Raw genomic sequence first — 24,415 nt, forward strand, 5'->3', positions numbered from 1 at the left:
TGTACGTCTCCGTTCCCCGCCGCGCGCCGCGGCCGGACGGCCTGTCCTGCTGAACGTCCCCGCTCGACCGGAATGAAGGAGGGACCCGGTGTCCCGCAACGTGCCCGAGGAACTCGCCCCGGTGCTGGCCAGGTTGGGCCACCAGTGGCCGCAGGCCGACGAGGAGGGGCTGCGCCGCGCGGCCGGCGTCTGGCGCGAGTTCGGCGCCGAGGCCGACCGGCTGGGCCGCCGGGGCGGGGACTCCGCGCAGCGGGTCACCGGGGAGAACAAGGGCCGGGCGGTGGACGCCTTCGCCGAGCACTGGCGCGGCTTCGCGGGCGGCGGCCGGGGCAGCCTGGACGACGCGCACGGCGCCGCCGAACTGCTGGCCGGGGCCTTCGAGCGGGCGGCCCGGGCGGTGGACTCCTGCAAGGCGGAGATCATCGCGGTGCTCCGCGAGCTGGCCGAGGAGATCAAGCTGGCCGAGAAGGTCGAGGCGGCGGCCAAGGCCGTGCTCGGCACGGTCGGCGGCGCGGTGGCCGACGCGGTGGTCGGGGTCGGCGAGAAGGTCGCGGTCGAGCTGGCCCGGCACAAGGTCGGCAACCTGCTGGAGGAGCTCGGCCGGGAGATGAAGGAGGGGCTCCAGCAGGCGCTGAAGGAGCCCGCCGTCACCACCCTGGAGCGGATCGCCGTGGCCGACGGCTACCAGTCGGTCCGGGCCGTCTCCGCAGCGGGTGGCGGGGTGGCGGCCGGGGCGCTGCTCGGCGGCCGCGCGGTGGCCAAGGTGCGCGGGCTGTCGGCGGTGGTCGGCCGGGACGGCGAGGTGGTGAAGGACGGTCAGGGCCGGCCGGTGCTGGTGGACGAGAGCGGCAACCGGGTGGAGGGCGTCGACGGCGTCGTCCCCCCAGGTCGGTGCGGACGGCAAGCCGCTGGTCGGGCCGGACGGCAAGGTGGCCGTGGTCGGCGAGGACGGCAAGCCGGTGGTCGGCCTGGCCTGCGGCAGTGACGGCAAGCCGCTGCGGGACTCCACCGGCGCCCTGGTGGTGGTCGGCGCGGGCGGCCTGATCGCCGCCGCCGGGGTGACCGTGGCGCTCGGCCGGGACGGCAAGCCGGTGACCGGCACCGACGGCGAGGTGGTGGTGCTGGACCGCGAGGGCCAGCCGGTGCGCGGCAGCGACGGACACACCGCCAAGGTGGACCGTTCGGGCGAGTTGGTGACCGACCGCAGCGGCCACGTGGTGATGGTCGACGACGACGGCCGGACCGCCGGGCCGGAGACCGCGCACGGCAAGAAGCCGGGGACGGGCCTCGGGCTCGACCTCGGCGGCGTCGGGGCGGACGTGCAGGTCGGGCCGGGCGGCCTGGAGGTGGACGCGCACCTCGGCGGCAACGGGCACGGGAACAGGCACGGTCAGGAGGACGCGTACGGGAACGGCCAGGGCAACGGCCGGGGCGGCGTCCAGGTGCAGGTCGGCCCGGTCTCGGCCGGGGCGGGCTCCTACGACCCGCGCCACGACGACCCGTACGACCGCAACGGCCAGGGCTCGGTCCACCAACAGGACACCTGGCGCCAGGGCGGCAGCGGCGGCACCCAGCCGCGGACCGTGGTCTCGGTGGACGCGGATCCCGGCTACCAGGGCGGCGGGTACGACCGGGGCGAGGACGACCGCCCGGTGCACCGGCCCCTCGGGACCCTGCGCACCGACTCGGTGGCGGTGGCCCCGCCGCAGAGCGGTCCCTCCTCGGCCTTCGGTGACGGACCGTCGACCGGGACGGGCTGGGGGCGGCACGAGCCCTCGGCGCCGAGTGCGGCCGGTGGTGCCGGTGGCTCCGGCGCGTCCGGCGGGTCGTTCGGCTCCGGTGGTGCCTCGGGCGGGCTCGGCCCGGTCGGCGGTCAGTCCGGGCTCGGCACCCCGCCGATGGGCATGGGTCAGCCGACGCCCGCCGCGCCCGCGTCCCCGGCCGCTCCGGTGACCGCGGCCCCGCCTGCCGCCGGTGCCGCCGGTGCTCCCGTGGCGGGTGGTGCGGGTGGTGCGGCCGCCGTGGCCTCGCCCGGTGCCGCCGGTGCTCCCGGGGCGGGTGGCCAGGCCGGTGCGGTCGGCGCGGTCGGTGCCGTGGCCGGTCCGCAGCAGCCCGGCGCGGCCGCCCCGCGCGCCGCGCAGCCCGTCGGGCTGGTGCCCAACCCGGTGCCCGCCCCGGCGGCGCCCGCGCCTCCGGCCGCCGGTGCGGTGGTGGTCGGCCCGGTCACCGGGCGGACCTTCGACCTGCCGCCGGTGGGCCGCCGTGAGGACGACTCGCCGGTCGCCGTGGCCCAGGCCGCGCCGCTGGCCGCGATGTTCCTGCTGCTGCACGACTACCGCCGCACCGCGCCCGAGCAGCCCGGCGAGCGCGCCCGCCCGCGCGTCATCGCGGACGGGCGCCCGTACGGCGCGGCCGGCGGGCTCGGGCCGGTCGACCCGGCCCACCAGGCCGAGGTGGAGCGCCGGGTGCCCCGCACCGAGGAGGGCGAGCCCGCCGCGCCGGCCGACCCGAGGCTGGGCGACTGGCCGGAGGCGCTGAACGGTGGCGGCTTCCGCGAGCCGGGCCGCTCCAACAACGCGCTCGACCTCTCGCTCTCCGCCCTCGACAGCTACCTGGGCAACCCCACCTGCGGTGCCCCCCGGCTGCCCGACGGCCCGGCGGGGGAGTACGGCGGCCGGGACCGCGCCGAGCGCGAGCTCGGCACCCAGTTCAAGGACCTGGGCTACGGTGACGACGCCCTCGGGCAACTCGCCGACCTGCTCCGCCAGTTGGGCACGGGCGCGCAGGCGGTGCTGCTCACCCTGGACGCGTACGGCCGCTCGCACCTGTGGAACGCGTTCGTGGCCGGTGCCACGATCAGCTACCTCGACCCGCAGACCGGCTACCGCTCCTCCGCCCCGCTGCACCCGGCCGACCACGGCCTCTGGGCCATCGCGCTGGAGGCCGGCGGGCGCCCGGTGGACCTCTCGACCCTCCAACCCGCCATCCCAGTCGTCGAGTTGACCCCGGCGCCCGCACTCGATCCGCTGGTCAAGCCGGTGCCGGAGCCTCCCGCGCCGCCGCGCTCGCGGCTCACCATCCACCGGGGCAGCTCCCGTTGACCGTCCGCACATCGAACGCCCGTACCACTGCCAGGAGTTGCCGATGACCACCCTCGCGCAGGCCCTTGAGGCCGCCCACCGCTGGGTGAACGCCGAGCTCTCCCCGGAGGCCGTCCGGCCGGTCAAGGCACACGAGTTCGACCTCGGCTGGGTGGTCTGGCCGGAGCCCGCCCCCGTCCGGGTCGACCCGCTCACCGGCGAACGCCGCGCCCCCGAGGAGCTCGGCGCCGCCTGCGCGGTCATCGACCGGGCCACCGGTGAGCTCACCGTCTGGCCCTCCGTCCCCGTCCCGCAGGTGATCGAGCTCTACCGTGACCGGCTCGGCGCGGGCCACTACGACCCGGCCCTGCCGCCCGCCACCGGCCCCGGCTGCCGCGCCCAGTTCGTCTACCGCGACGCCCTCGGCGAGCAGCGCACCCTGGTGCTCCGCTCCGCCCCCGGCCGTCCCCACCCCGCGCTGCGCGCCTGGGCCCAGCTGAGCGAGCAGGGCGTCCAGCCCGAGGACGTGCTCGCCGTCCACACCGACCTGCGCCCCTCGATGCTCCCCGGCGGCTACGTCGCCGCCTCCCTGCTGGCCGAACTCCCCGGCACCCGGCACAGCCACGACCTCGCCTACGGCCCGCGCTTCGACGGGCGGGCCCGGGCCGTGCGGACCCTCGACTCCACGCCCCGGATCAACCGGGTGCCCTTCCCGGCGAACGTCCCGCCCGCCCAGCCCGAGGCGGAGGCGGCACTGGCGGCCCGGCTGACGGCTCAGTTCGGCGAGGGCGGGGTGCGGCGCTTCGACCCGGCGGCGGTGCTCGCGGCCGACCTGCCCGAGGCGGTCGGCCGGCCGCTGGTCCGGGTCGGGCTGCCGGTCGGGGTGCGGGGCTTCTTCGAGCTCTACCACCCGGTCTCGGACGGGGTGTCCGGCGCGGCGCCGGTCCTGCCGGAGCTGGCCGAGGTGCTGGCGGAGGACGGGCGGGCGAGCCGCGCCACCGAGGCGGCCCGGCGGGACCTGCTCGGCCAGGTGCTGATCGGCACCGACGGGTGGGCCCGGTTCACCGTCGACACCGCACGGGGCCGGGTCCGGGCGGTCGACCCCGACACCGCGGAGTCCCGCTACGTCAACGCCGACCTCACCGCCTTCGCCCGCTCCCTCGCCCTCCTCGCCGACCGCTACCCCCGCCTCCGCGACCTCCACCCCCTGGCGGCCGGCCAGGCCGTCGCCGAACTCCAGTGGTCCCTCGCGGGCCTGGACCGCACCGTCTTCTCGGACCCCGAGAACTGGTGGTCCGTCATCGTCGAACAGCTCTGGCACGGCCTCCTCTAGGAAAGTGGTCACACCGGGGGCGCGAGGAACTGCGCGAGTCCGGAAGGCGGCCCAGCGCTCGATCGGGGCAGGCGAGCCAGTTGCACGTGCTGCCGTTCCCCTGCGCGCAGTTCCTCGCGCCCCTGGGTCACTGCCACTTACTCGCCGAGGAATCGCTCCAGCGTGGTGGCGAAGGCGACCGGGGTCTCCTGCATGGGGTAGTGGCCCGAGGCGGGGAGGAGTTCGAGGTCGCCCTCGGGGTAGTGGGTGAGCCAGGTGGAGCGGTAGTAGTCCTCGTTGAGGGCCAGGTCGTGCTCGCCGACGAAGGCCCGGGCGGGCAGCCGCAGGCCGGAGACCTCGGCGCTCAGGTCGACGGTGGTCCACTGCTCCAGGTAGGAGGCGAAGGCCTCGGGCCGGGAGGCCCCGAGCGAGTTGGCGACCATCCGGTCGAGCCAGACGCCGGTGGCCCGGTTGCCGGTGACCAGGTCGATGATGGCGCGGCGGTTGCCGGGCTCGGCGGCGGCCCCGTGGAAGAGGTCGTACGCCTCGCCGAGCTCGTACGCGGAGGCGGCCACCGGCGCGACGCCGGCCAGCTTGCGGACCCGCTCGGGCGCCCGGGCCAGCACCTGCTGGGCCGCCTTGCCGCCCATCGAGTGCCCCACCAGGGAGAAGGTCTCCCACCCCAGCTGGTCGGCCAGCGCCAGGGCGTCCCCGGCGATCTCGGCCAGGCTGTACTCGCCCTCGACCGCGGCCCGCTCGCCGTAGCCGCGGTAGTCGAGGAAGGCGTAGCTGAAGGCCGAGCCGTCGAGGTACTCGGGGAACGGGCCCCAGCCGGCGCTGGTGCCGAACCAGTCGTGCAGCACCAGGACGCCGTGTTCGCCGGAGCCCACCAGGCGGTGAGTGATCGTCATCTCGGTCTCCTCCACGTCGAGTTGATCCAGGCGACGCTAGCGGCAGCGGGCCGGTCCCGGGGCCGGTGAGGTGTTATCCGGCCACCTGTGCGGCCGGATCGCGTAGCGTGGGCGGTTATGCGACTCGGTGTGCTCGACGTAGGTTCCAACACCGTCCACTTCCTCGTGGTGGACGCCCACCCCGGTGCTGCCCCGCTGCCCGCGTACTCCCACAAGGCGGAGCTGAGGCTGGCGGAGCTGCTGGACGGGGACGGTGCGATCACCGACGTCGGGGTGGACAAGCTGGTGGCCATGGTGGCCTCCTCGATCCGGGTGGCCGAGGACAAGGGCGTGGTGGACCTGCTGCCGTTCGCCACCTCGGCGGTCCGGGAGGCGGCCAACGGCGAGGCGGTGCTGCGCCGGGTGGCCGAGGAGACCGGGGTGGAGCTGCGGGTGCTGTCGGGCCCGGACGAGGCCCGGCTGACCTTCCTGGCGGTGCGGCGCTGGTACGGCTGGTCCTCCGGGCGGCTGCTGGACCTGGACATCGGCGGCGGCTCGCTGGAGCTGGCGGCCGGCCTGGACGAGCAGCCGGACGTGGTCTGTTCGCTGCCGCTGGGCGCGGGCCGGCTGACCGCCCGGCTGCCCGGGGACGTCGCGGACCCGGAGGACATCCGGGAGCTGCGCCGGTACATCCGGGCCGAGATCGCGCAGGTGGTGGGCGAGTTCACCCGGCGCGGGGCGCCGGACCACGCCGTCGGCACCTCGAAGACCTTCAAGCAGCTGGCCCGGATGACCGGCGCGGCGCCGGCCGAGGCGGGGCCGCTGGCGGTCCGCAAGCTGACCCGGGCCGGGCTCTCCGCCTGGGTGCCGCGGCTGGCCGGGATGACGGTGGCTCAGCGGGCGCAGATCCCGGGCGTCTCCGAGGGGCGGGCGAGACAGCTGCTGGCGGGCGCCCTGGTGGCGGACGCCGCGATGGACCTGTTCGGGCTGGAGGAGCTGGACATCTGCCCGTGGGCGCTGCGCGAGGGCATCATCCTGCGCCGCCTGGACACCCTCGACAGCCCCTCGGACCGGCACCCCGCGCTGACGGGGTGACAGACCTGCGCGGGTCGGCGGCGTGACGGGGCGCACACCATTACCGGCGCGCGCCGCTTACGCTGTCTCCCGTGGCGGAAGCAGCGGACGAGGACGGGTCGCGGCGGGGCCGCGCGGCCGGTGACAGCACCCGGCAGCCGCGCAGGGCCCGCAAGGCGCCTGCGCCGGAGACCACCGGCTCCGACGACCTGCAGCCGGTGAAGAAGGCCGCCAAGAAGGCCGCGAAGCGGGCGGAGAAGGCCGAGGCGGCCAAGGCCACGAAGCCCGTCGAGGGGAGGAGGGCCGCCAAGCCGCCCCGGCAGTCGCAGCTGGCCCTCGCCACCCAGGCGGTCAAGGCCGTCCGGGCGGCGAAGAAGCCGGCCCTGCGGGCCCCGCTGCTGCGCACCACCGACCGCCTGGTGCTGCCGCCGCACGCCGACGGCCTGCACGTGCCGGACACCAAGGTGGTGCTCTCCACCGCCTCGGTCTACCCGGAGAACACCGCCACCGCCTTCGAGCTGGCCGCCCGGCTCGGCTACGACGGCGTGGAGGTGATGGTCTGGAACGACCCGGTCAGCCAGGACATCGAGGCGCTGCGCCGGCTCTCCGACGAGTACCGGATGCCGATCCTGGCGGTGCACGCCCCCTGCCTGCTGATCACCCAGCGGGTGTGGAGCACCGACCCGTGGACCAAGCTGGTCCGCGCCCGGGCCGCCGCCGAGAAGCTCGGCGCGGACACCGTGGTGGTGCACCCGCCGTTCCGCTGGCAGCGCCAGTACGCCCGGGAGTTCGTCGAAGGCGTGCACCGGATGGCCGGGGAGACGGACGTCCGCTTCGCGGTGGAGAACATGTACCCGTGGCGCTACCGGGACCGCGAGATGCTCGCCTACGCGCCGGGCTGGGACGTCACCGAGGAGGCGTACCGGCACTACACGGTGGACCTCTCGCACGTGGCCACCTCGCGGGTGGACGCCTTCGAGATGGTGGACCGGATGGGGGAGCGGCTGGCCCACGTGCACCTGGCCGACAGCCTGGGCTCCGCCAAGGACGAGCACCTCATCCCGGGCCGGGGGAACCAGCCCTGCGCCGAGCTGCTGGAACGTCTGGCCCGCACCGGCTTCGAGGGCCACGTGGTGCTGGAGGTCAACACCCGCCGCTCCGCCTCCCCCGCCGAACGCGAGGCCGATCTGGCCGAGGCGCTCGCCTTCACCCGGCTCCACCTGGCCACGGTGGCGAAGTAAGCCCGGGCTACCGTGGGTCCATGACGTCCTATCAGTTGCACGACCACGCGAACTCGTTCGGTGCGGTGGCGGCCGAGTACGACGCCGCCCGCCCCTCCTACCCGGCCGAGCTCTTCGACCGCCTGGAGGAGTTGGCCGGCTTCCCGCTCAAGGGTGCCGAGGTGCTGGACGTCGGTGCGGGCACCGGCATCGCCACCCGCCTGCTGGCCGCCCGGGGCGCCCGGGTCACCGCCGTCGAGCCCAGCCCGGGGATGGCGGCGCGGCTGCGAGCGGTCAGCCCGGAGCTGCCGCTGGTCAAGGGCACCGGGGACGAGCTGCCGTTCCACGACGCCACCGCGGACCTGATCACCTACGCCCAGGCCTTCCACTGGACCGACCCGGGCCGCTCGATCCCGGAGGCCCTGCGGGTGCTCCGCCCGGGCGGCTCGCTGGCGGTCTGGTGGAACGTCAGGGATCCGGAGGTCCCGTGGGTCCGGGCCCAGGGCGAGCGGCTGAAGGCCGGCACCCCGGAGAGCTACCACGGGTACGGAGCGGTGAAGGAGGTCACCGTGGAGTTCGCCCCGTACGGGCTGCCGAGCGGCCACGCGGTGCTGCGCTGGGACCGCCGGATCACGGTGGACGCGATGCTCACCGACCTGCGGTCCCGCTCCTACGTCGCGGTGCTGCCGGAACGGCGGCGGGAGGAGCTGCTGGCGGCGGAACGGGACGCGCTGCTCGCCGAGTTCCCGGACGGCGAGCTGGTCGACCCGTACGTGCTCGACCTCACGGTGCTCACGAAGGAGTGACCGGATGGCGGACGGAGTGTCCGTCCGCTGGAACCGAGGCGTAGGCTCGACAGCCACGGCGGCCCTGCACCCTCCCACCTGAGCGGGGCCCGCCCCGGAGCCTCCGAAGGAGTGGAGCACAGTGCCCGAGCTGAAGTCCCGTACGGTCACCCACGGTCGCAACATGGCAGGCGCCCGGGCGCTTCTCCGGGCCGCGGGCGTAGCCCGGGAGGACTTCGGCAAGCCGATCATCGCGGTGGCCAACTCCTTCACCGAGTTCGTCCCCGGGCACACCCACCTCCAGCCGGTCGGCCGGATCGTCTCCGAGGCGATCAAGGAGGCGGGCGGCATCCCCCGCGAGTTCAACACCATCGCGGTGGACGACGGCATCGCCATGGGCCACCACGGCATGCTCTACTCGCTGCCCTCGCGCGACCTGATCGCCGACTCGGTGGAGTACATGGTTTCCGCGCACTGCGCGGACGCGCTGATCTGCATCTCCAACTGCGACAAGATCACCCCCGGCATGCTGATGGCCGCGCTGCGCCTCAACATCCCGACGGTCTTCGTCTCCGGCGGCCCGATGGAGGCCGGCCAGGCCGTCCTGGTGGACGGCACGGTGCGCAAGCTCGACCTGGTGAACGCGATCTCCGACGCGGTGAACGAGAACGTCTCCGACGAGGACATCGCGATCATCGAGGAGAACGCCTGCCCGACCTGCGGGTCCTGTTCGGGCATGTTCACCGCCAACTCGATGAACTGCCTGGCCGAGGCGATCGGCCTGGCCCTGCCGGGCAACGGCTCGGTGCTGGCCACCCACACCGCCCGCAAGGCGCTGTACGAGGACGCCGGCCGCACGATCGTCGACATCACCAAGCGGTACTACCACCAGGACGACGCCACGGTGCTGCCCCGCTCGGTGGCCTCCCGCGCCGCGTTCGAGAACGCGATGGCGCTGGACATCGCGATGGGCGGCTCGACCAACACCATCCTGCACCTGCTGGCCGCCGCCCAGGAGGCCGAACTCGACTTCGACATGCGGGACATCGACGCCATCTCGCGCAAGGTGCCCTGCCTCTCCAAGGTCGCGCCGAACGGCAAGTACTACATGGAGGACGTGCACCGGGCCGGTGGCATCCCCGCCATCCTGGGCGAGCTCTACCGCGGCGGGATGCTGAACGAGGACGTGCACACCGTGCACTCCGCGACGATGGCCGAGTGGCTCAAGTCCTGGGACATCCGCGGCGGTTCGCCCTCCCCGACGGCGGTCGAGCTGTTCCACGCGGCCCCCGGCTGCGTCCGCTCCGCCACCGCCTTCTCGCAGTCCGAGCGCTGGGACACCCTGGACACCGACGCGGCGAACGGCTGCATCCGCTCGGTCGAGCACGCCTACTCGGTGGAGGGCGGCCTGGCCGTGCTCTACGGCAACCTCGCCGAGGACGGCTGCATCGTGAAGACCGCCGGTGTCGACGAGTCGATCTGGACCTTCTCCGGCCCGGCCGTCGTCCTGGAGTCGCAGGAGGACGCGGTGGACGCGATCCTCACCAAGCGGGTCAAGGAGGGCGACGTGGTGGTCATCCGCTACGAGGGCCCCAAGGGCGGCCCCGGCATGCAGGAGATGCTCTACCCGACCTCCTTCCTCAAGGGCCGCGGCCTGGGCAAGGCCTGCGCGCTGATCACCGACGGCCGCTTCTCCGGCGGCACCTCGGGCCTGTCCATCGGCCACGCCTCGCCCGAGGCGGCCTCCGGCGGCACCATCGCGCTGGTCGAGGACGGTGACGTCATCGCGATCGACATCCCCAACCGCTCGGTCGAGCTCAAGGTCTCCTTCGAGGAGCTGCACGAGCGGCGCCTCAAGCTGGAGGCGGAGACCGGCTACCGGCCCAAGGACCGGGTCCGCCCGGTCAGCGCGGCGCTCAAGGCGTACGCGGCGATGGCCACCTCGGCCGACAAGGGCGCGGTGCGCGACGTCAGCAAGCTGGGCTGACCCGACGTCAGGCGGCCGCTCCCGGGTGATCCGGGAGCGGCCGCTTCGTCGTTCCCGGGGTGCCCCGTGTCATCATCGGAGCCGTGAGCGAGCAGACTGAGCACCCCGACGGCACTCCCGAGCCGATCCGCTGGTTCGGCACCAGCTGGGTGGAGCGCGGCTCCGGCTACTGGGCCCGCCGGGTCGCGGTGCCGCTCGGAGCCCTGGCCGCCGCCGCGGCCGGCGCCCTGCTGCTGCGCTTCGCGGTGGAGGGCGTGCGGGACTCCGAGGCCGGCGGGGTGGTCTACGGGCTGCTGGTGGCCGCCATCGGGCTCTGCTCCCTGCTGGCCGGGCTGCGCACCTGGAAGGTGCTGAGCGAGGGCAAGGAGAGCCTCACCGGCTGGATGACCGAGGAGAAGTCGCTCGGCGCGGTCTGGCTGATCGGCTTCGTCGGCGCGCTGGTCGCCTACTTCCTGCGCAGCCTGCTGGAGGCTCCGGGCGAGAGGGTGAAGCGGGCCCGGTACGAGGAGGCCCTGGCCGCCGTCGACCGCCGCCGGGCCGCGAAGGCCGCGCGCAGCGGCAATCCCGGGCGGCCGAAGAAGCGCCGCTGAGGCTCCGTCAGACCGGTTTGGGCACGTCCTGCGCGGGCGCCGTGGGATCGGCCGGGGCGGTCGGGGTCGGTTTCGGCTGAGGTGTCACGGGGGTGGCCGGCTCCCGTACGGTGTCGGCCGCCACCTTCAGGCTGAACAGCACGATCGCGCAGACCGCGACCACGATCAGCCAGGTCTGCCACGAGGCCCCGGCACCTCCGGCGCCCCGGCGGATCCCCCGGCGGCCCCGGGCCCCGGACTTCCGGCGGGCCGCCTTCGGCCCGTCGTTGACCGAGCGGCGGCCGCCCGGGTCGTGCGGCGGGGTGTGCTTCCACCGGGCGGCCAGCATCCTGGTCCGGCCGCTGGCCTCCTTGACGGTGGCAGCCCGGACGAAGGCCTCGTCCAGGACGAGACCCTCGAACGGGTCCTTCTCCGACGGTTCGTCGGCTGAGCGCGGCTCTGGCTCATCGGCTATCGGCACGCCGTCAGTATGCCCCCCGCCCCCGTCGGGGACGCGTGAATTCGATCAGCCGGGGGACTCAGCTGCGGGTGGTGGTCCCGCACTCCTCGTGCTTCTCGATGTCCTTGCTGCGGTCGTACGGGTCGCTGCTCGGGCCGGTCGGCTCCGGCCGGGTGCCGAAGCTCATGTTGAACTGGGCGAACTGCGGGTGGAAGAAGCCGTCGTAGACGTCGCAGGCGCTGTTGCCGACGTCGCTGTCGGTGTCCGCGAAGCGGATCTTCTTGCTGTCCACGTCGTACCGGGCCGGGTCGTAGAACCGGAAGGCCATCACCCGTCGGACGATGGTCCGGGCGGTCCAGGTGTTCGGAGCGACGTCCTCGGTCGTGAAGCCGGCCGGCTTCACGGTGCCGGCGGCGGGCGAGGGCCGCTTCTTGCCGGCCTCCGGGCCGGGGCGCAGCGCGTAGACGAAGGTGTAGTCGGTGCGGACCAGCAGGCCCTTCTCGCCGTCGCCCTCGAAGCTCATCCGGCCCTGCACCTTCACGGTGTCGTTCACCGGGATCGCGTCGCGCGGGTCGAAGCGGCTGAACACCGAGGTCGCGTCCCCCTTCTCGGAGGGCGCGCGCAGCCAGCCTTCGGTCTGCCGGCGCGGATCGGTGTCCAGCATGGACAGCGCGGTGTCGGTCTGCCCGCCCGCGACCATCGCGTGGTCCAGGTTCGAGGCCACCAGGAAGTCCTTGACCAGCTTGAGCCGGGCGGCCACCTGGTCGGCGTCGAAGGTGCCGACGGCCTGGGCCTGCGGCAGCAGGATCGCGTCCGGCCCGGCCGGCCAGCCCTCGGCCGGGGAGCCGGCCCAGGGGCGGGCCACGGTGGGCTGCTGCTCGTCCACCTGCGGGGCGGCCGCGGTCGGCTTCGCGGTCTCCGGGCCGACGGTCGGCACCGGGCGGGCCGCGGTGCCGTCGGCCGTCCCGGTGTCGCCGCGCCAGTCGGCGTACCAGCCGCGCAGCGACTCGACGTTGAGCGCGGCCAGCACCAGTGCCACGGCGAGCGCCACGTAGAGCGGCGCCTGCCAGTTCGGCCTGCTCCGGCGGACGTTGCCCCAGGGGTCGACGGGCTTCGGCTTGCGGCCGAAGCGGCGCTTCGGCCTCGGGCCGTCGTTGACGGAGCGGCGGCCGCCCGGGTCGTGCGGCGGCTGCTCCTTCCAGCGGGCGGTGAGCATCCGGGTGCGTCCGGACTGCTCCTTGACCTCGGCGGAGCGGACGAACTCCTCGTCCAGGACCAGGTTGTCGAACGGGTCCTCGGCGGGACGCGGCTCGGGCTCTTCGGCTATGGGCACGCGCACAGTATGCCGACGCCGTCGAGCGCCCGTTCGGGAGGGCCGGACGGTCCGCCGCTCCGCCGTTCCGGTGCGTACGGGTTGCTGCCGGTTCGTCCGGTGTACGGCCGTCAGCGGGTGCGGCGCGAGCGCTTGACCGAGCCGACCACACCGGCGACCACCAGCAGCAGACCGGCCGGCGCGAGCGAGGAGAACAGCGACTCGAACAGCTCGGTCCCCCCCGAGGAAGGTCAGGTTCACCGTGTTGAGCAGCCAGAACGCGGCCGACGCCGGGAGCGCCGAGCGCCACGGGTGCTCGGCGGCCCAGCGGTGGATCCGGCGGTCGGCCGCGTCCCGGCGCAGCTTCCCGCCCAAGGTCCCCACCAGGAACAGCACGAACAGCCCCAGCCCGGCCGGCCCCGCCACCACGTCCGCACCCCAGTGTCCGGTCACCACGTTCACCCCGAGCGCGGCCGAGCCCACCAGGGCCCCGGCCCCCGCGGCCGTCCGCCACGGCCCCAGCGTCGCCGAAGCCACCGCCAACTGGTTCTTCTCACCACGCGACAGATCTCCGTGTCCCATGCCCTCCACGGTCCTCCCGTCCACCCCCGTAATCCATAGGGGCCACCCCTGACCTTCCCCCTACGGGGAACGACGGCCAGGAGTGGCCCCGAAGAAGGAGGACGCGGCGGCCGGGTGCGGTGGGCCGGGGCCGGGATCGCCGTGGTGCGGAGGAGGAGCTCCTCCTCGTTCCCTCAGGTGCGGTACTCCAGGGTCAGGGTCGCCGCGGTGCCGCGTTGCAGGAAGAGGTAGGCGGTGCTCGAGAGGGGGCGGTCGAAGGCCAGGCGGAGTTGGAGGGGGGTGCCCGGGGTGACGGTGGGGTGGAAGTCGGTGGAGGTGCGGGTGCCGGAGGTGAAGGCGGGGATGGTGGCAGCGTCAGGGGTGTCGGCCGGGGCGGCGTAGTCCTCGGGGGTGGTGGTGCAGCTGGGGCCGTAGCAGCCGGTGCGGGTGGAGACGGTCAACTGGGCTTCGTTCCAGGGGTTTCCGCTGCCGCTGGCGTAGGTGACGGTGAGCCGGGCGGCGGTGACGGTGGCGCCGGCGGGGAGGGCGGCGGTGTCGAAGGAGAGCAGGGCCCGGTTCTGCTTGCCGTCGGTGCCGCGGCCGACGGCCAGGCCGAGTGAGCCGGCCAGGGTGCCGACGGTGGGGGAGGTGCCGTCGGCGTTGGCCTTCACGTAGCCGTCGCGGGTGGTGTCGTCGGAGAGGGTGAGGGTGCCCGTGGAGGGGGAGGGGGACGGGGACGGCGAGGGGGTGGGTGAAGTGCCGTCGAGGGAGAGGAACGTGGCGATGCGGTAGGACGCGCAGAGGTTGACGTCCAGGATGTAGGCGCCGGCCGTGCCGCACTGCTCGGCTCCGCTGCCCGGGTCGACCGGCTGTCCGTGGCCCATCCCGGTGATGGACCAAGTCTCCACCCGGGCCTGCCCGTTGGCGTCGGCGTAGACCTTGTGGGGGTTGCCCGCGACGGTCTCGGTGAGGGCGGGGGTCTGCGGGACGCCGTTGGCGTCCGTCCACTGCTCCATCAGCTCGGTGAGATTCACGGGCTTCACCAGTGCGTCCGAACTCCCGTGCCAGATGGACACCTTGGGCCACGGGCCGGTCCAGGACGGGTGGCCGGAGCGGACCAGGTCGCCCCACTGGGCGGGGGTCAGGTCGCGACCGGTGGTCATGCAGTCCACGCTGGCCTGGGTCTGGGTGGAGGCACAGCGGTACGGCAGTCCGGCCACCACCCCGCCGCCGGCGAACACGTCGGGGTAGTCGGCGAGCAGCGCGGCGGTCATCGCCCCGCCGGCCGAGAGGCCGGTGACGTAGACCCGGGAAGGGTCGGTGGACAGGTCGGCGGTCGCCCGGGCGACCATCTGACGGATCGACAGCGCCTCGCCCTGGTCCCGGGAGTAGTCGCCGGGGACGAACCAGTTGAAGCAGCCGGAGGAGTTGTTGGCCGACTGCTGCTGCGGCAGCACCAGCGCGAAGCCGTACCGCTCGGCCCACCTGGTCCAGCCGGTCTCGTCGTCGTAGGCGGCGGCGGACTGGGTGCAGCCGTGCAGGGCGACCACCAGCGGCCGCCCGGCGGGCAGCCCGTCCGGGACGTAGCGGTACATCAGCAGGTTGCCGGGGTTGGAGCCGAAGCCGGTGACCTGGGTCAGGACGGCGGCGGCCCGGGCGGGGGAGGGGGAGAGGAGGGGGAGCGCGGCGGCGGCGAGCACGGCGAGCAGCGTCAGGACGGCTGCCCACCACGCCCGTTGGGGTCGGACGTGCATGGTGAAGGCTCCTGGGTGGGGGTGAAGCCGGGTGGGGGTTGCCGCGACGGTAGTGGCGGGACGGTGGCCCCGGTCACGGTGCGGGCGGACACCGGCGGGCGGCCCGGGTGGCGGTGCCGCACATTGCCCACAGCGTGGACGGCTGCGCCGGACGGGCGCCGCCTGGTGCGAGGATGGCCGTACACGTGAGCAAGGAGCGGCCATGACCAGCAGCGCGTCCGGACAGAAGATCGCCTTCCTCGGCACCGGCAAGATCGGGGAGGCCCTGCTCTCCGGTCTGCTGCGGGCCGGTACCGACCCGGCGGACGTCCTGGTCACCGCCCGCCGCCCCGAGCGAGCCGCCGAACTGACCGAGCGCTACGGCGTCACCGTGGTCTCCAACGCCGAGGCGGCCAAGCTGGCCGACACCCTGATCCTGGCGGTCAAGCCGCAGGACATGGGCACCCTGCTGGAGGAGCTCTCCCCGCACGTCGAGCCCGACCGGCTGGTCATCTCGGCGGCGGCCGGCGTGCCGACCCGCTGGTTCGAGGCCCGGCTGGCCCCCGGCACCCCGGTGGTCCGGGTGATGCCCAACACCCCCGTGCTGGTCGACGAGGGGATGAGCGTGATCTCCGGCGGCTCGCACGCCGAGGAGCAGCACCTGGAGCGGGCCGAGGAGATCTTCCGCTCGGTCGGCAAGGCGCTGCGCCTGCCGGAGAGCCAGCAGGACGCGGCCACCGCGCTCTCCGGCTCCGGCCCGGCCTACTTCTACTTCCTGGTCGAGGCGATGACCGACGCGGGAATCCTGCTCGGCCTGCCCCGGCACGTGGCGCACGACCTGATCGTGCAGTCCGCGATCGGCGCCTCGGTGATGCTCCGCGACTCGGGCGAACACCCCGTCAAGCTCCGCGAGGCGGTCACCTCCCCGGCCGGCACCACCATCGCGGCCATCCGCGAGCTGGAGAACCACGGCGTCCGGGCCGCCCTGCTCGGCGCCCTGGAGGCGGCCCGCAACCGCTCGCAGGAGCTGGCCTCCGGCGGCAAGTAGGCTCACGGGCGTGAGCTACGACTTGGTGGTCTTCGACAACGACGGCGTGCTGGTGGACAGCGAGCCGATCTCCAACCGGGTGCTCGCCGAGTACCTGACCGAGCTCGGCCACCCGACCACGGTCGAGGACTCCTACCGGGACTTCATGGGCTGCGCCGCCCACACCGTGCACGACGTGGTCGGCGAGCGGTACGGGGCACGGCTGCCCGAGGGCTTCGACGAGCTCTTCCACGCCCGGGTGTTCGCCGCCTTCGAGCGCGAGCTCACCCCGGTGCGGGGCGCCGAGGAGCTGCTGAAGACCCTTCAGCAGCGCGGCGTCCCGTACTGCCTGGCCTCCTCGGCCCACCACGCCTGGATCCGCACCGCGCTCGACCTCACCGGGCTGCGCGGCCACCACGCCGAGGAGCGGATCTTCAGCGCCCAGGACGTCGGCGTCGGCAAGCCCGCCCCCGACCTCTTCCTGCACGCCGCCCGCACCCTGGGGGTGGACCCGGCCCGCTGCCTGGTGATCGAGGACAGCCGCAACGGCGTGCTGGCCGCCCGGGCCGCCGGGATGGACGTGTACGGTTACGCGGCCCTGACCGACCCGGCCAAGCTCACCGGCGCGGGCGCCACCGGCCTGATCACCGACCTCGCCGAGGTGCCCGGGCTGCTCGGCCCCTGACGGGCGGTCGGACGCCCGGAAAACTTTTTCCCCCGGCCTGTAACGCCGCCGGTGCCCCGCGGCGTGGGTACCGCGACGAACGGGATCGGGGAAGGACCAAGTGGTGGGGGAAGCTCCTGCGGACTTCATGGAGTTCGCGCACGCCCACAGCGGCAGACTGTTCAGAACGGCCTGCCTGCTGACCGGTGACTGGCACCTCGCCGAGGACCTGGTCCAGGAGACCCTGGCGAAGATGTACCGCTCGTGGCGGCGGATCGACCGCTCCGAGCCCCCGCTGGCGTACGCCCACACGGTGCTCTCCCGGACCTTCGTCTCCCAGCGCCGGCTGCGCCGCTCCGGCGAGCGCCCCTCCGAGGCACTGCCCGAACCGGACGGCCACCTCGGCGACGACCCGGCCCTGCGGATCGCCCTGCTGGAGGCCCTGGCCCAGCTGTCCCCGAAGGACCGCACGGTGCTGGTGCTGCGCTACTGGGAGGACCGCTCGGTCGAGGAGACCGCCCGGCTGATGGGCATCCGGGTCGGCTCGGTGCGGGTGCGCAGCCTCCGCGCCCGCGACCGCCTCCGGCAGGTCCTCGGACCCGAGTTCGCCGAACTGAGCCGCGCGTGAGGCCCCCGCGCCGTCACCCCCACGACCGAACGGAGAGCACCGTGCCGCATGACCGACCGCCGCAGTCCGAGGCCGAGCTGCACGAGGTCCTCGGTCGGGCCGTCGACGGGTTCGCCCCGCACAGCCACGACCTGGTCCACCGGGCTGCTACCCGAGGGCGCCACCTGCGCCGGATCAGGAACGTCCAACTCGCCTTCGCAGCCGTCGTGTTGGTGGGATCGACCGGATTCGGACTGGCCGCCCTCGGCCCGGCCGCCGAATCCGGCCCGGCCCTGCCGGCCGCCTCGGCCACGCCGACGCCGACCGCGACCCCGACGGCGACGACCGCCGACACCCTGCCGCTGCTCGCCGCGCCCACCTACCAGCCGGGCCGGGCCGACGGGGCGGGGCAGTTCGGCACCCAGTTCGCGGCGATGCTCCCCCGGCGCGGCACGAGCAGCCACCCCGACCAGATCGGGTCGTTCACCGACTGGCGCCTGACCCCGCGGTCGAGCGGGGACGCCCGGGAGCGGCGGGAGGTAAGGGCCATGCTGTCCTTCCAGGACGGGAAGCGGCGCACGGCCCTGAGCCTGACACTGGCCGACCTCACCGCGCAGGAGGTCATGGCCTGGCCGTGCACCACGGACGCGTACGGGGCCTGCGCGAGGCTCGCCGACGGATCGCGGGTGAGCACCATCCAGGAGGCCACCGGCTCCAAGCCCTTCCGTTGGGCGGTCGCCGTGCTCCGCCCTGGCGGCCGGCTGGTCCGGTTCGAGCAGTTCAATCCCGACGGGCAGCAGGAGGCGATGACGGTGAGTCTCGACGAGATGACCGCCATCGCCTTGGATGCGCACTGGTCCAAGTGACCCACGAGCACCGCAACGACAGGGGGAGTCAGCAGTGAGCAGAATGGCGGCCGGAATGGGGTTCGCGGTGGCGGGGGCCATCGTGTGCGGGGCCGGGGGGTACGCGGCCTACGCCCTGGTGGGCGGCCCGACTCCGGGGGGACCGAAGGTCCCGGCGGTGGTGGTCACCGGGCCGCCGACGGCGGCGGAGGCGGCGAAGGGGGCCGAGGCGTTCCTGAAGGCCTGGGCGGACGGCGACTACGAGGAGGCCGGGCGCCTCACCGACCGCCCCGAGCCCGCGATCGTCGCCCTGACCAGGTTCCGGACGGAGCTGAAGCCGACGGCGGTCTCGCTCGCCCTGGGCGGCCCGGTGCCGTCCGCCTCGCCGTCGCCGTCCTCCTTCGTGACGACTCCGCCGGTGTCGGACCGCGAGGTGCCGCTGGCCTTCCGGGCCGAGGTGCGGCTGCCCGACGCGGCCCAACCCTGGCGGTACGAGGGCGCGTTCACCATGGTGCGGGGCCGGGACGGGCGGGTGGTGGTGCACTGGAGTCCTGATGTGGTCCACCCCAAGCTGACCGGCACCAAGGAGCTGTCGGTGCGTCCGATCTCCTCCTCACCCTCCCAGGTGGTGGACCGAAAGGGTCGGCCGGTCGGTGAATTCCCCTCCGTGAGAGCGGTGTTGGGGCAGATCAGGTTCACCGGGACGGAGGACCCGGGCAGTGCGGGCCGCGGGGTGGTGGCCTTCGCGCAGGGCAGCTCGTCGCCCGGCGAGCAGCTGTTCACCATCACCGAGCCGAAGAGCGGTGCCCAGCGGCGGCTGACCCTGGACGCCGACCTGCAACGGGCGGCCGAGGCGGCGGTCGCGGCCCGGACCACACCGGCCTCGATCGTGGCCGTCGAACCCAGCACCGGTCACGTGCTCGCCTTCGCCAACAACCCGGCGCAGGGCCAGAACCGGGCCTTCGGGGCCAACCAGGCCCCGGGGTCCACCATGAAGGTGGTCACCGCCGCCGGGCTGCTGGAGGCCGGCCTGACGCCGGACAGCCCGCTGCCCTGCCCGCCGACCACCACCGTGTCCGGCCGGACGGTGCGGAACGACTTCACCGATCCGCGCCCGGGCTACACCTTCAAGGACGACTTCGCGCAGTCCTGCAACACCGCCTTCCTGGACGCGGGCGGCGACCGGCTCAAGGGTGCGGCCATGCCCACCCTGGCGCGGGAGGTGTTCGGCCTCGGCCTGGTCTGGCAGACCGGCATCGACACCTTCGACACCGCCGTACCGGTCGAGGGCAACCCGGCCGAGGCCGCCATGGCCCTGATCGGGCAGGGGCGGGTCCAGACCAACGCGCTCGCCATGGCCTCGGTCTCGGCCACCGTCCAGAGCGGCACCTTCCGCCAGCCGGTCCTGATCCCCGGCCTGCCCCAGCCGAGGTCCGCGCGCACCCTCGGTGCACAGCCCCTGAAGGACCTGCGGTCGATGATGCGTCGCACCGCCGAGAGCGGTACGGCCGCCGGGGCGCTGCGCGGCATCTCCGGCGCGGCCGGCAAGACCGGTACCGCCGAGGTCAACGGGCAGCCCAAGCCCAACAGTTGGTTCACCGGGTACTGCGGCGACCTCGCGGTGGCGGCCGAGGTCCAGGCGGGCGGGCACGGGGCGGAGGCCGCCGCACCGGCCGCGGCCGCGCTGCTGCGGATCGGCAACACGCGGTAGCACCACGCGGGCGTTGGGCGTCGGGCGTCAGGCGTCGGGCTCTTCGGAGCGGGCAGGACCCTCCGGGGCCTCCGGCCGGCCCGGTGGCTCGGCGGTCTCCCGGCGGCGGCGTCGGGAGGGGCGGCGCGGGCGGTGCGGCATCAGCTCGCGCCGCCCGTCGCTGTCTGCCGCCCGGACCAGTGGGATCCGGGGCGGGAAGGCCAGGACGGTGGCCTCCGGGCCGGAGGAGTGTTCGTCGTCGGCCTCGGTGCGCGGCGCCCGGACCTCGGACCCGGCCTGTGGCGGAGCCTCCGAAGGGCCCTGGGCCTGGGCCGGGACGGAGGGCGCGGGGCCGGACACCGACTGGCGGTGGAGGTGCTGGACGGCGTCCTGCCACCCCTGGGCGTAGGCGGACTCGCGGGACCGCTCGTACTCCTCCGGAGTGGTGATCAGCACGCCCTCGGGGAGGGCCAGTTCGACCAGCGAGGTCAGTGCCCGGGTGACGGCGGCCGGGGAGAGCCGGCGTCCGGGCTCCCGGGAGGCACGGTCGGTGAGCTGTGCGATGAGGGCGAGGAGGTCGAACTCCTCGCCGCTCTCGGCCAGTTCGCCCGGGCCGGGACCGTCCGTCCGGTTGTTCTGCCCAGCCACGCGCCGAACGCCTCTCACCGATCCACGGGCTCAGCCCGTAGCGAGCCGTCTGGTCCCCTTGCGTCCCGTAGCCTCCCGGCCGGTCTCCCGGTGGTCGTCCCCGGCCTGGTCGGGCGTGAACTGCTGGGCGACCTTGATGAACATCTCGCGCCGGTCGTCGGGAATCCCGAGTGCCGACGCGACCTGCTCCAGGGTCATCCGCTGCCCGACGGCCGTGGCGGGTGCGGTGTCCACAGGGTAACCGACCGCCTCCGGGAGATCATCCGCCGTCAGCTTGCCCGACTGGATGAGGACTTCCCGGATCGGGACGCCGAGGGCGTGGGCCAGACCCCGCATGGTGTCGAGGTCGGGCATGCTCTGGCGCTGCAGCAGCCGGGTCACGGCTGCCCGGTGCACGCCCGCGTCCTCCGCGAGCTTCGACTTGCCGCCGCCCCGGGGGCTGTCGATGTCGTAACCGCGGTCGCGCATCAGGTCCTCGATCCAGGACGCGAACCGCTCGATGTCGGTGCTGCTGCTCGGCACCATGTGTTGGACTCCCTCCGCCTGCCCCCGCACCACCCAAGGGTACCGCGCGCTCGCGCGCGTAATCAGTGCTCGGACGCACCCTGTCATGTCGATTGGGCCACGGTTGTGCGGGGATTCGGCCGCTCTGTGAGGGAGTCGTCGCGGTCCGTCGAAGGTCCGTCTCGAAACAGCTTGCGCGCGCAGGCGCAACAACGCAGGATGGGTGCGAACCCGCAACAAGATCGGACGGGCCGCCCCGGGCTCCGCCCTCGAGTCCTGGAGCAGCCCTGCCATGCCCGTTGCCGCCACCGTTGCCGACGCCGCTGCTGCCGTTGCCGGCGCTGCCGCCGCTGCCCGTCCTGCCCTCGCCGCCCGTCCCGTCGGCGAGGGTCACGCCTACGCCCGGGAGCGCGCCGAGGACTGGCGCGAGCGGGCCGCCTGCCGGGGGCTGCCGGCCCGGGAGATCTTCGTGACCAGGGCCGCCCAGGCCGCCCCGGCCCTGCGCCGCTGCGCGGCCTGCCCGGTGCGCCGCCGTTGCCTGGAGGCGGTGCAGCCCGAACTCTCCTGGTTCGACGGAGTCTGCGGCGGCCGCCTCTGGCGCAACGGTCGCGTGGCCGAACCGCGTTGAAGTCCGCCTCCTCTTCCTGTCCCGCCGTCTCTGCCGGGGAGTCACCCATGCACGCCCAGTCCGCCTTCCCCTCCACCGTCGCGGGCCGTCAGCTCGCCCGCGCCGCCCTGTGGATCGACATCCTGCGCCGCCAGTTCCCGGAGCTGATCGAGGAGTTGGCCCCCGGGCGGCCGGGTGCCGCCAACCGGTCCGGTGCCCCCAAGGGCGCCGCCGAGGCGGCCCGCCGGGCGGCCGCCGACCGGGCCGACCGCGAGGCCGCCCTCTGGAACGAGCGGCACGGGCTGCGCGGCGCCTCCGGCGGCCGGGCCCCGCTGCGCCTGCACATCTCCGACGTGCTGCGCGACATCACCGACGGGGTGGTCGAGTTGGAGGAGGCCGTCCGGGAGAAGCTCCGGCTCGGCCGGGCCCCGCGGGCCGACGTGCCGGCCCGGCTGGACCGGATCGAGGCGCTGCTCGCCGAGGTGGCGGGCCACCCGACGCTCGCCGAGCACGTGCTGGAGGAGGCCCGCCGGATGTCCCGCCGCTGTTCGGCGGCGCTCGGCGAGGCCGAGACCCTGGTCCGGGTGCGGGGCCGCTGCCCCTGGTGCGACTCGGTCTCGCTGCGGGCCTTCCCGGCCTGGCGGGCGGTGCTCTGCGTCAACCCCGGCTGCCGCTGCACCGAGCCGGACTGCGAGTGCCGCACCGCCCCCGGCCACCGGCACAGCTGGGCGGAGACCTCCTGGTCCCAACTGGCCCAGGAGGCCGGGGTGGACGAGGCCGCCCTGGCCGTCCTGGTGGACGAGGCCGAGCCCGCCGGCCCCGTCCCCGCCGCCGTGGAGGGGGCCCGATGAGCACGCTCGGACTCCCGGCCGGGGCCGCCCTGGTCAACGCGCTGATCGCCGCCGCCGAGGTGGACGTCGCGCCCGCCACCATCCGCAAGTGGGTCCAGCTCGGCCACCTGGCCGCAGCCGGACGGCAGGGCAGGGCCCTGCTCTACCGGCTGGAGGACGTCTTCGCCGCCGAGCGCCTCACCCGGCGAGGTCGCCCGCGATCCGCCTGACGCACCATCAAGAGAGCCCCGCCCCGGCACGGTTGCCGGAGCGGGGCTCTCGGCGTTCCGGCGAACGTGCCCGCCCGCACAAGTTGCGCCCGCGCACGCAATGCGTCACAGTTGGAGCAGCGGCGGAGCTGTGCCCCCAGCGCGGAAGCGAGGGGAGCGCGGCCCGCCGTTTCGCACGGGGCGGCCGCCGCCCCGCCGGTAACGGACCCCCTCCTCCCTCCCGCACGAGGTCCCGCCGCCGTGCCCACCGACGGCCGTCCCGCGCACCGACTCCGAGCCCCCGTCAGAAGGGAGCAGAACCATGGCCACTCCGCTGCTGGCCCTGCCCGACGTCGAACGCCTGATCGTCGACAGCCTGCGCAACCGCACCGAACTGGCCGCCGCCACCGTCGACAACAAGCCGCCCACCGGCTTCGACGGGACGCAGGCGGTCGTCCTGGTCTCCCGCACCGGCGGGGCCTGGATCGACGACCAGCACCTGGACCTCCCGCTCGTGGACCTCGAGGTCTACGGGCCGACCAAGACCGCCGCGCACGCCCTGATGCAGCTGGCCCGGGCGGCCGTCTTCCAGCTGCGCGGCACCGTCTACGGCGGCGCCCTGGTCGTCGACTTCCAGGAGACGGACGGCCCCCGCTGGCTGCCCGACTACAACCGGACGAGTGCCAACAGGTACCGGAACACGGTGCAGTTGACGCTCCGTCCGCTCTGAGCCGCCGCCCCGGCGGGCTCCCCACGATCGGGCCCCTCGCACCACCGCGAGGGGCCTTTCCCGTACCCGCGACCGCGAGTACGGACCACCCGGCACCACCTTCTCCCGAGGAGATCACCATGGCAGGCACCAACGCTTCCGAGATCCGCGTCGCCGGCACCGGCCGCATCCTGGTCGCCCCGGTCGGCACCGCCGCCCCGGCCGACACCTCCGCCGCCTGGGCGGCCGCGTGGAAGGACCTCGGCTACACGACCACCGACGGCATCAAGTTCGCCAAGAAGGACAAGATCGACCCGGTCAAGACCTGGCAGTCCTCCAGCACCGCCCGGCTGATCTACGGCGACCGTGACCTCACCCTGAAGTTCCAGCTGCTGCAGCTGAACGAGGACACCCTGCCCTTCTTCCTCGGTGGCGACGCCACCGCCGAGACCGCGGCCGGCTCGGGCATCTACAAGTACGACCTGTCCCCGGCCCCGAAGGCGAACGAGAAGGCCCTCGGCATCGAGTTCACCGACGGCTCGGCGATCACCTACCGCTTCGTCGTCCCGCGCGGCCAGGTGACCGACACCGAGGAGCTCGGCCTGACCCGCACCGCCGCCATCAAGCTCGGCGTCACCTTCACCGCCCTGTCGGTGGACGACACCAAGCCGCTGGCGACCATCCTGATGAAGGACCCGGCCTACTCGGCCGTCTGATCCCTCGTCACCCCCTGAGCAGGGCCCGGCGGACCATCCGCCGGGCCCTGCCCGCTCTCCCCAACTCACCAGTCAGGAGCCCGACATGGCCAGCTTCTCCGTCAACGCCGCCCGCGCCCAGCGCCTCGAAGCGCTCGGCCGCACCTGGACCTTCGACCTCGACGGCGAGGTCTTCGAACTCCCCACCGAGCTCGCGCGCGGGATCGCCCGCAAGCTCGCCGCGCTGGACGACGACGACGTCGACGGCCTGCTCCGACTCCTGCTCGGCGACGCCCAGTTCGAGCGCTTCGACCGCCACGACGTCACCATGCAGGACGTCGGCGCGATCCTGGAGGCCTACGGCAAGGAGACCGGGCTCGGCCTGGGGGAATCCTGA

General features: G+C 74.2%; 25 protein-coding genes. 19 read left to right on the top strand and 6 right to left on the bottom strand.

Features of this window, described 5'->3' with window-relative positions; all coding sequences use genetic code 11:
• Positions 1-88 precede the first annotated feature (88 nt).
• The 3 genes from ABD946_RS32510 to ABD946_RS32520 are packed head-to-tail and all read left to right on the top strand — an operon-like array spanning position 89 to position 4,413.
• A complete protein-coding gene (locus ABD946_RS32510; RefSeq protein ID WP_345289223.1) occupies positions 89-985 on the top strand; it encodes a WXG100-like domain-containing protein in 897 nt (298 codons plus the stop codon).
• Entirely contained in the window at positions 930-3,101 is a 2,172-nt protein-coding gene (locus ABD946_RS32515) for a toxin glutamine deamidase domain-containing protein (RefSeq protein WP_345289224.1), read from the top strand. The genes ABD946_RS32510 and ABD946_RS32515 overlap by 56 nt, the downstream gene beginning before the upstream one ends.
• A gap of 43 nt (positions 3,102-3,144) precedes the next feature.
• Positions 3,145-4,413 (top strand): SUKH-4 family immunity protein, encoded by a 1,269-nt coding sequence (locus tag ABD946_RS32520; RefSeq protein WP_345289225.1) that lies wholly within the window; start codon positions 3,145-3,147, stop codon positions 4,411-4,413.
• Between the two features lie 137 nt (positions 4,414-4,550).
• Here the strand turns inward: ABD946_RS32520 and ABD946_RS32525 are convergent, their stop codons facing one another.
• Positions 4,551-5,303 carry an alpha/beta fold hydrolase gene (locus tag ABD946_RS32525; RefSeq protein ID WP_345289226.1) on the bottom strand — a complete coding sequence of 251 codons (753 nt, stop codon included), beginning with the start codon at positions 5,301-5,303 and terminating at the stop codon, positions 4,551-4,553.
• A 117-nt stretch (positions 5,304-5,420) separates the two neighbouring features.
• On the opposite strand from ABD946_RS32525, the gene ABD946_RS32530 reads away from it, so the two are divergent.
• The 5 genes from ABD946_RS32530 to ABD946_RS32550 all read left to right on the top strand — a co-directional run bounded on the left by ABD946_RS32530 (position 5,421) and on the right by ABD946_RS32550 (position 10,938).
• Positions 5,421-6,377, top strand: coding sequence for a Ppx/GppA family phosphatase (locus ABD946_RS32530; RefSeq protein ID WP_345289227.1), 957 nt, complete (start codon positions 5,421-5,423; stop codon positions 6,375-6,377).
• A 422-nt stretch (positions 6,378-6,799) separates the two neighbouring features.
• Positions 6,800-7,597 (top strand): sugar phosphate isomerase/epimerase family protein, encoded by a 798-nt coding sequence (locus ABD946_RS32535; RefSeq protein WP_345289301.1) that lies wholly within the window; start codon positions 6,800-6,802, stop codon positions 7,595-7,597.
• Between the two features lie 20 nt (positions 7,598-7,617).
• Positions 7,618-8,382 (top strand): class I SAM-dependent methyltransferase, encoded by a 765-nt coding sequence (locus ABD946_RS32540; protein ID WP_345289228.1) that lies wholly within the window; start codon positions 7,618-7,620, stop codon positions 8,380-8,382.
• A 121-nt stretch (positions 8,383-8,503) separates the two neighbouring features.
• A complete protein-coding gene (ilvD, locus tag ABD946_RS32545) occupies positions 8,504-10,348 on the top strand; it encodes a dihydroxy-acid dehydratase (RefSeq protein ID WP_345289229.1) in 1,845 nt (614 codons plus the stop codon).
• An 83-nt stretch (positions 10,349-10,431) separates the two neighbouring features.
• The gene (locus ABD946_RS32550; protein ID WP_345289230.1) at positions 10,432-10,938 is read left to right on the top strand and encodes a hypothetical protein; all 507 of its coding nucleotides are present in this window, start codon (positions 10,432-10,434) and stop codon (positions 10,936-10,938) included.
• A 7-nt stretch (positions 10,939-10,945) separates the two neighbouring features.
• On the opposite strand, the gene ABD946_RS32555 is transcribed toward ABD946_RS32550, so the two are convergent.
• The 3 genes from ABD946_RS32555 to ABD946_RS32565 all read right to left on the bottom strand — a co-directional run bounded on the left by ABD946_RS32555 (position 10,946) and on the right by ABD946_RS32565 (position 15,004).
• The gene (locus tag ABD946_RS32555) at positions 10,946-11,398 is read right to left on the bottom strand and encodes an SCO2583/SCO2584 N-terminal domain-containing protein (protein WP_345289231.1); all 453 of its coding nucleotides are present in this window, start codon (positions 11,396-11,398) and stop codon (positions 10,946-10,948) included.
• A 58-nt stretch (positions 11,399-11,456) separates the two neighbouring features.
• The gene (locus ABD946_RS32560; protein ID WP_345289232.1) at positions 11,457-13,271 is read right to left on the bottom strand and encodes an SCO2583/SCO2584 N-terminal domain-containing protein; all 1,815 of its coding nucleotides are present in this window, start codon (positions 13,269-13,271) and stop codon (positions 11,457-11,459) included.
• A gap of 173 nt (positions 13,272-13,444) precedes the next feature.
• Positions 13,445-15,004, bottom strand: a complete 1,560-nt coding sequence (locus tag ABD946_RS32565; protein WP_345289233.1) for an extracellular catalytic domain type 1 short-chain-length polyhydroxyalkanoate depolymerase — start codon at positions 15,002-15,004, stop codon at positions 13,445-13,447.
• 202 nt (positions 15,005-15,206) lie between these two features.
• Between ABD946_RS32565 and proC the strand changes: the two genes are divergently transcribed.
• The 5 genes from proC (at position 15,207) to ABD946_RS32590 (ending at position 19,837) form a co-directional block, all read left to right on the top strand.
• Positions 15,207-16,031: a pyrroline-5-carboxylate reductase gene (proC, locus tag ABD946_RS32570; RefSeq protein WP_345289234.1), complete on the top strand. Its 825-nt coding sequence runs from the start codon at positions 15,207-15,209 to the stop codon at positions 16,029-16,031.
• A gap of 10 nt (positions 16,032-16,041) precedes the next feature.
• Positions 16,042-16,695, top strand: a complete 654-nt coding sequence (locus tag ABD946_RS32575; protein ID WP_345289235.1) for an HAD family hydrolase — start codon at positions 16,042-16,044, stop codon at positions 16,693-16,695.
• A gap of 103 nt (positions 16,696-16,798) precedes the next feature.
• A complete protein-coding gene (locus ABD946_RS32580; RefSeq protein ID WP_345289236.1) occupies positions 16,799-17,302 on the top strand; it encodes a SigE family RNA polymerase sigma factor in 504 nt (167 codons plus the stop codon).
• A gap of 41 nt (positions 17,303-17,343) precedes the next feature.
• On the top strand, positions 17,344-18,147 hold the full coding sequence (locus ABD946_RS32585) for a hypothetical protein (RefSeq protein WP_345289237.1): 804 nt from the start codon (positions 17,344-17,346) through the stop codon (positions 18,145-18,147).
• Positions 18,148-18,190: 43 nt separating this feature from the next.
• Positions 18,191-19,837 carry a penicillin-binding transpeptidase domain-containing protein gene (locus ABD946_RS32590; RefSeq protein ID WP_345289302.1) on the top strand — a complete coding sequence of 549 codons (1,647 nt, stop codon included), beginning with the start codon at positions 18,191-18,193 and terminating at the stop codon, positions 19,835-19,837.
• Between the two features lie 27 nt (positions 19,838-19,864).
• On the opposite strand, the gene ABD946_RS32595 is transcribed toward ABD946_RS32590, so the two are convergent.
• Both ABD946_RS32595 and ABD946_RS32600 read right to left on the bottom strand, forming a co-directional pair.
• The gene (locus tag ABD946_RS32595; RefSeq protein ID WP_345289238.1) at positions 19,865-20,464 is read right to left on the bottom strand and encodes a hypothetical protein; all 600 of its coding nucleotides are present in this window, start codon (positions 20,462-20,464) and stop codon (positions 19,865-19,867) included.
• A 30-nt stretch (positions 20,465-20,494) separates the two neighbouring features.
• A complete protein-coding gene (locus tag ABD946_RS32600; RefSeq protein WP_345289239.1) occupies positions 20,495-20,989 on the bottom strand; it encodes a helix-turn-helix domain-containing protein in 495 nt (164 codons plus the stop codon).
• A gap of 202 nt (positions 20,990-21,191) precedes the next feature.
• Here ABD946_RS32600 and ABD946_RS32605 point away from each other — a divergent pair, with 202 nt between their 5' ends.
• The 6 genes from ABD946_RS32605 to ABD946_RS32630 all read left to right on the top strand — a co-directional run bounded on the left by ABD946_RS32605 (position 21,192) and on the right by ABD946_RS32630 (position 24,415).
• Positions 21,192-21,596, top strand: coding sequence for a WhiB family transcriptional regulator (locus ABD946_RS32605; protein WP_345289240.1), 405 nt, complete (start codon positions 21,192-21,194; stop codon positions 21,594-21,596).
• 47 nt (positions 21,597-21,643) lie between these two features.
• Entirely contained in the window at positions 21,644-22,426 is a 783-nt protein-coding gene (locus ABD946_RS32610) for a hypothetical protein (protein ID WP_345289241.1), read from the top strand.
• Positions 22,423-22,635 carry a hypothetical protein gene (locus tag ABD946_RS32615; protein WP_345289242.1) on the top strand — a complete coding sequence of 71 codons (213 nt, stop codon included), beginning with the start codon at positions 22,423-22,425 and terminating at the stop codon, positions 22,633-22,635. Before ABD946_RS32610 ends, ABD946_RS32615 begins: the two co-directional genes overlap by 4 nt.
• A gap of 301 nt (positions 22,636-22,936) precedes the next feature.
• Positions 22,937-23,344: a hypothetical protein gene (locus ABD946_RS32620; RefSeq protein WP_345289243.1), complete on the top strand. Its 408-nt coding sequence runs from the start codon at positions 22,937-22,939 to the stop codon at positions 23,342-23,344.
• A gap of 119 nt (positions 23,345-23,463) precedes the next feature.
• A complete protein-coding gene (locus tag ABD946_RS32625; protein ID WP_345289244.1) occupies positions 23,464-24,039 on the top strand; it encodes a phage tail tube protein in 576 nt (191 codons plus the stop codon).
• An 85-nt stretch (positions 24,040-24,124) separates the two neighbouring features.
• Complete coding sequence (locus ABD946_RS32630; protein WP_345289245.1) at positions 24,125-24,415, top strand: hypothetical protein; 291 nt, start codon at positions 24,125-24,127, stop codon at positions 24,413-24,415.

It is taken from the genome of Kitasatospora albolonga (assembly GCF_039535905.1).
GTDB lineage: Bacteria > Actinomycetota > Actinomycetes > Streptomycetales > Streptomycetaceae > Kitasatospora > Kitasatospora albolonga.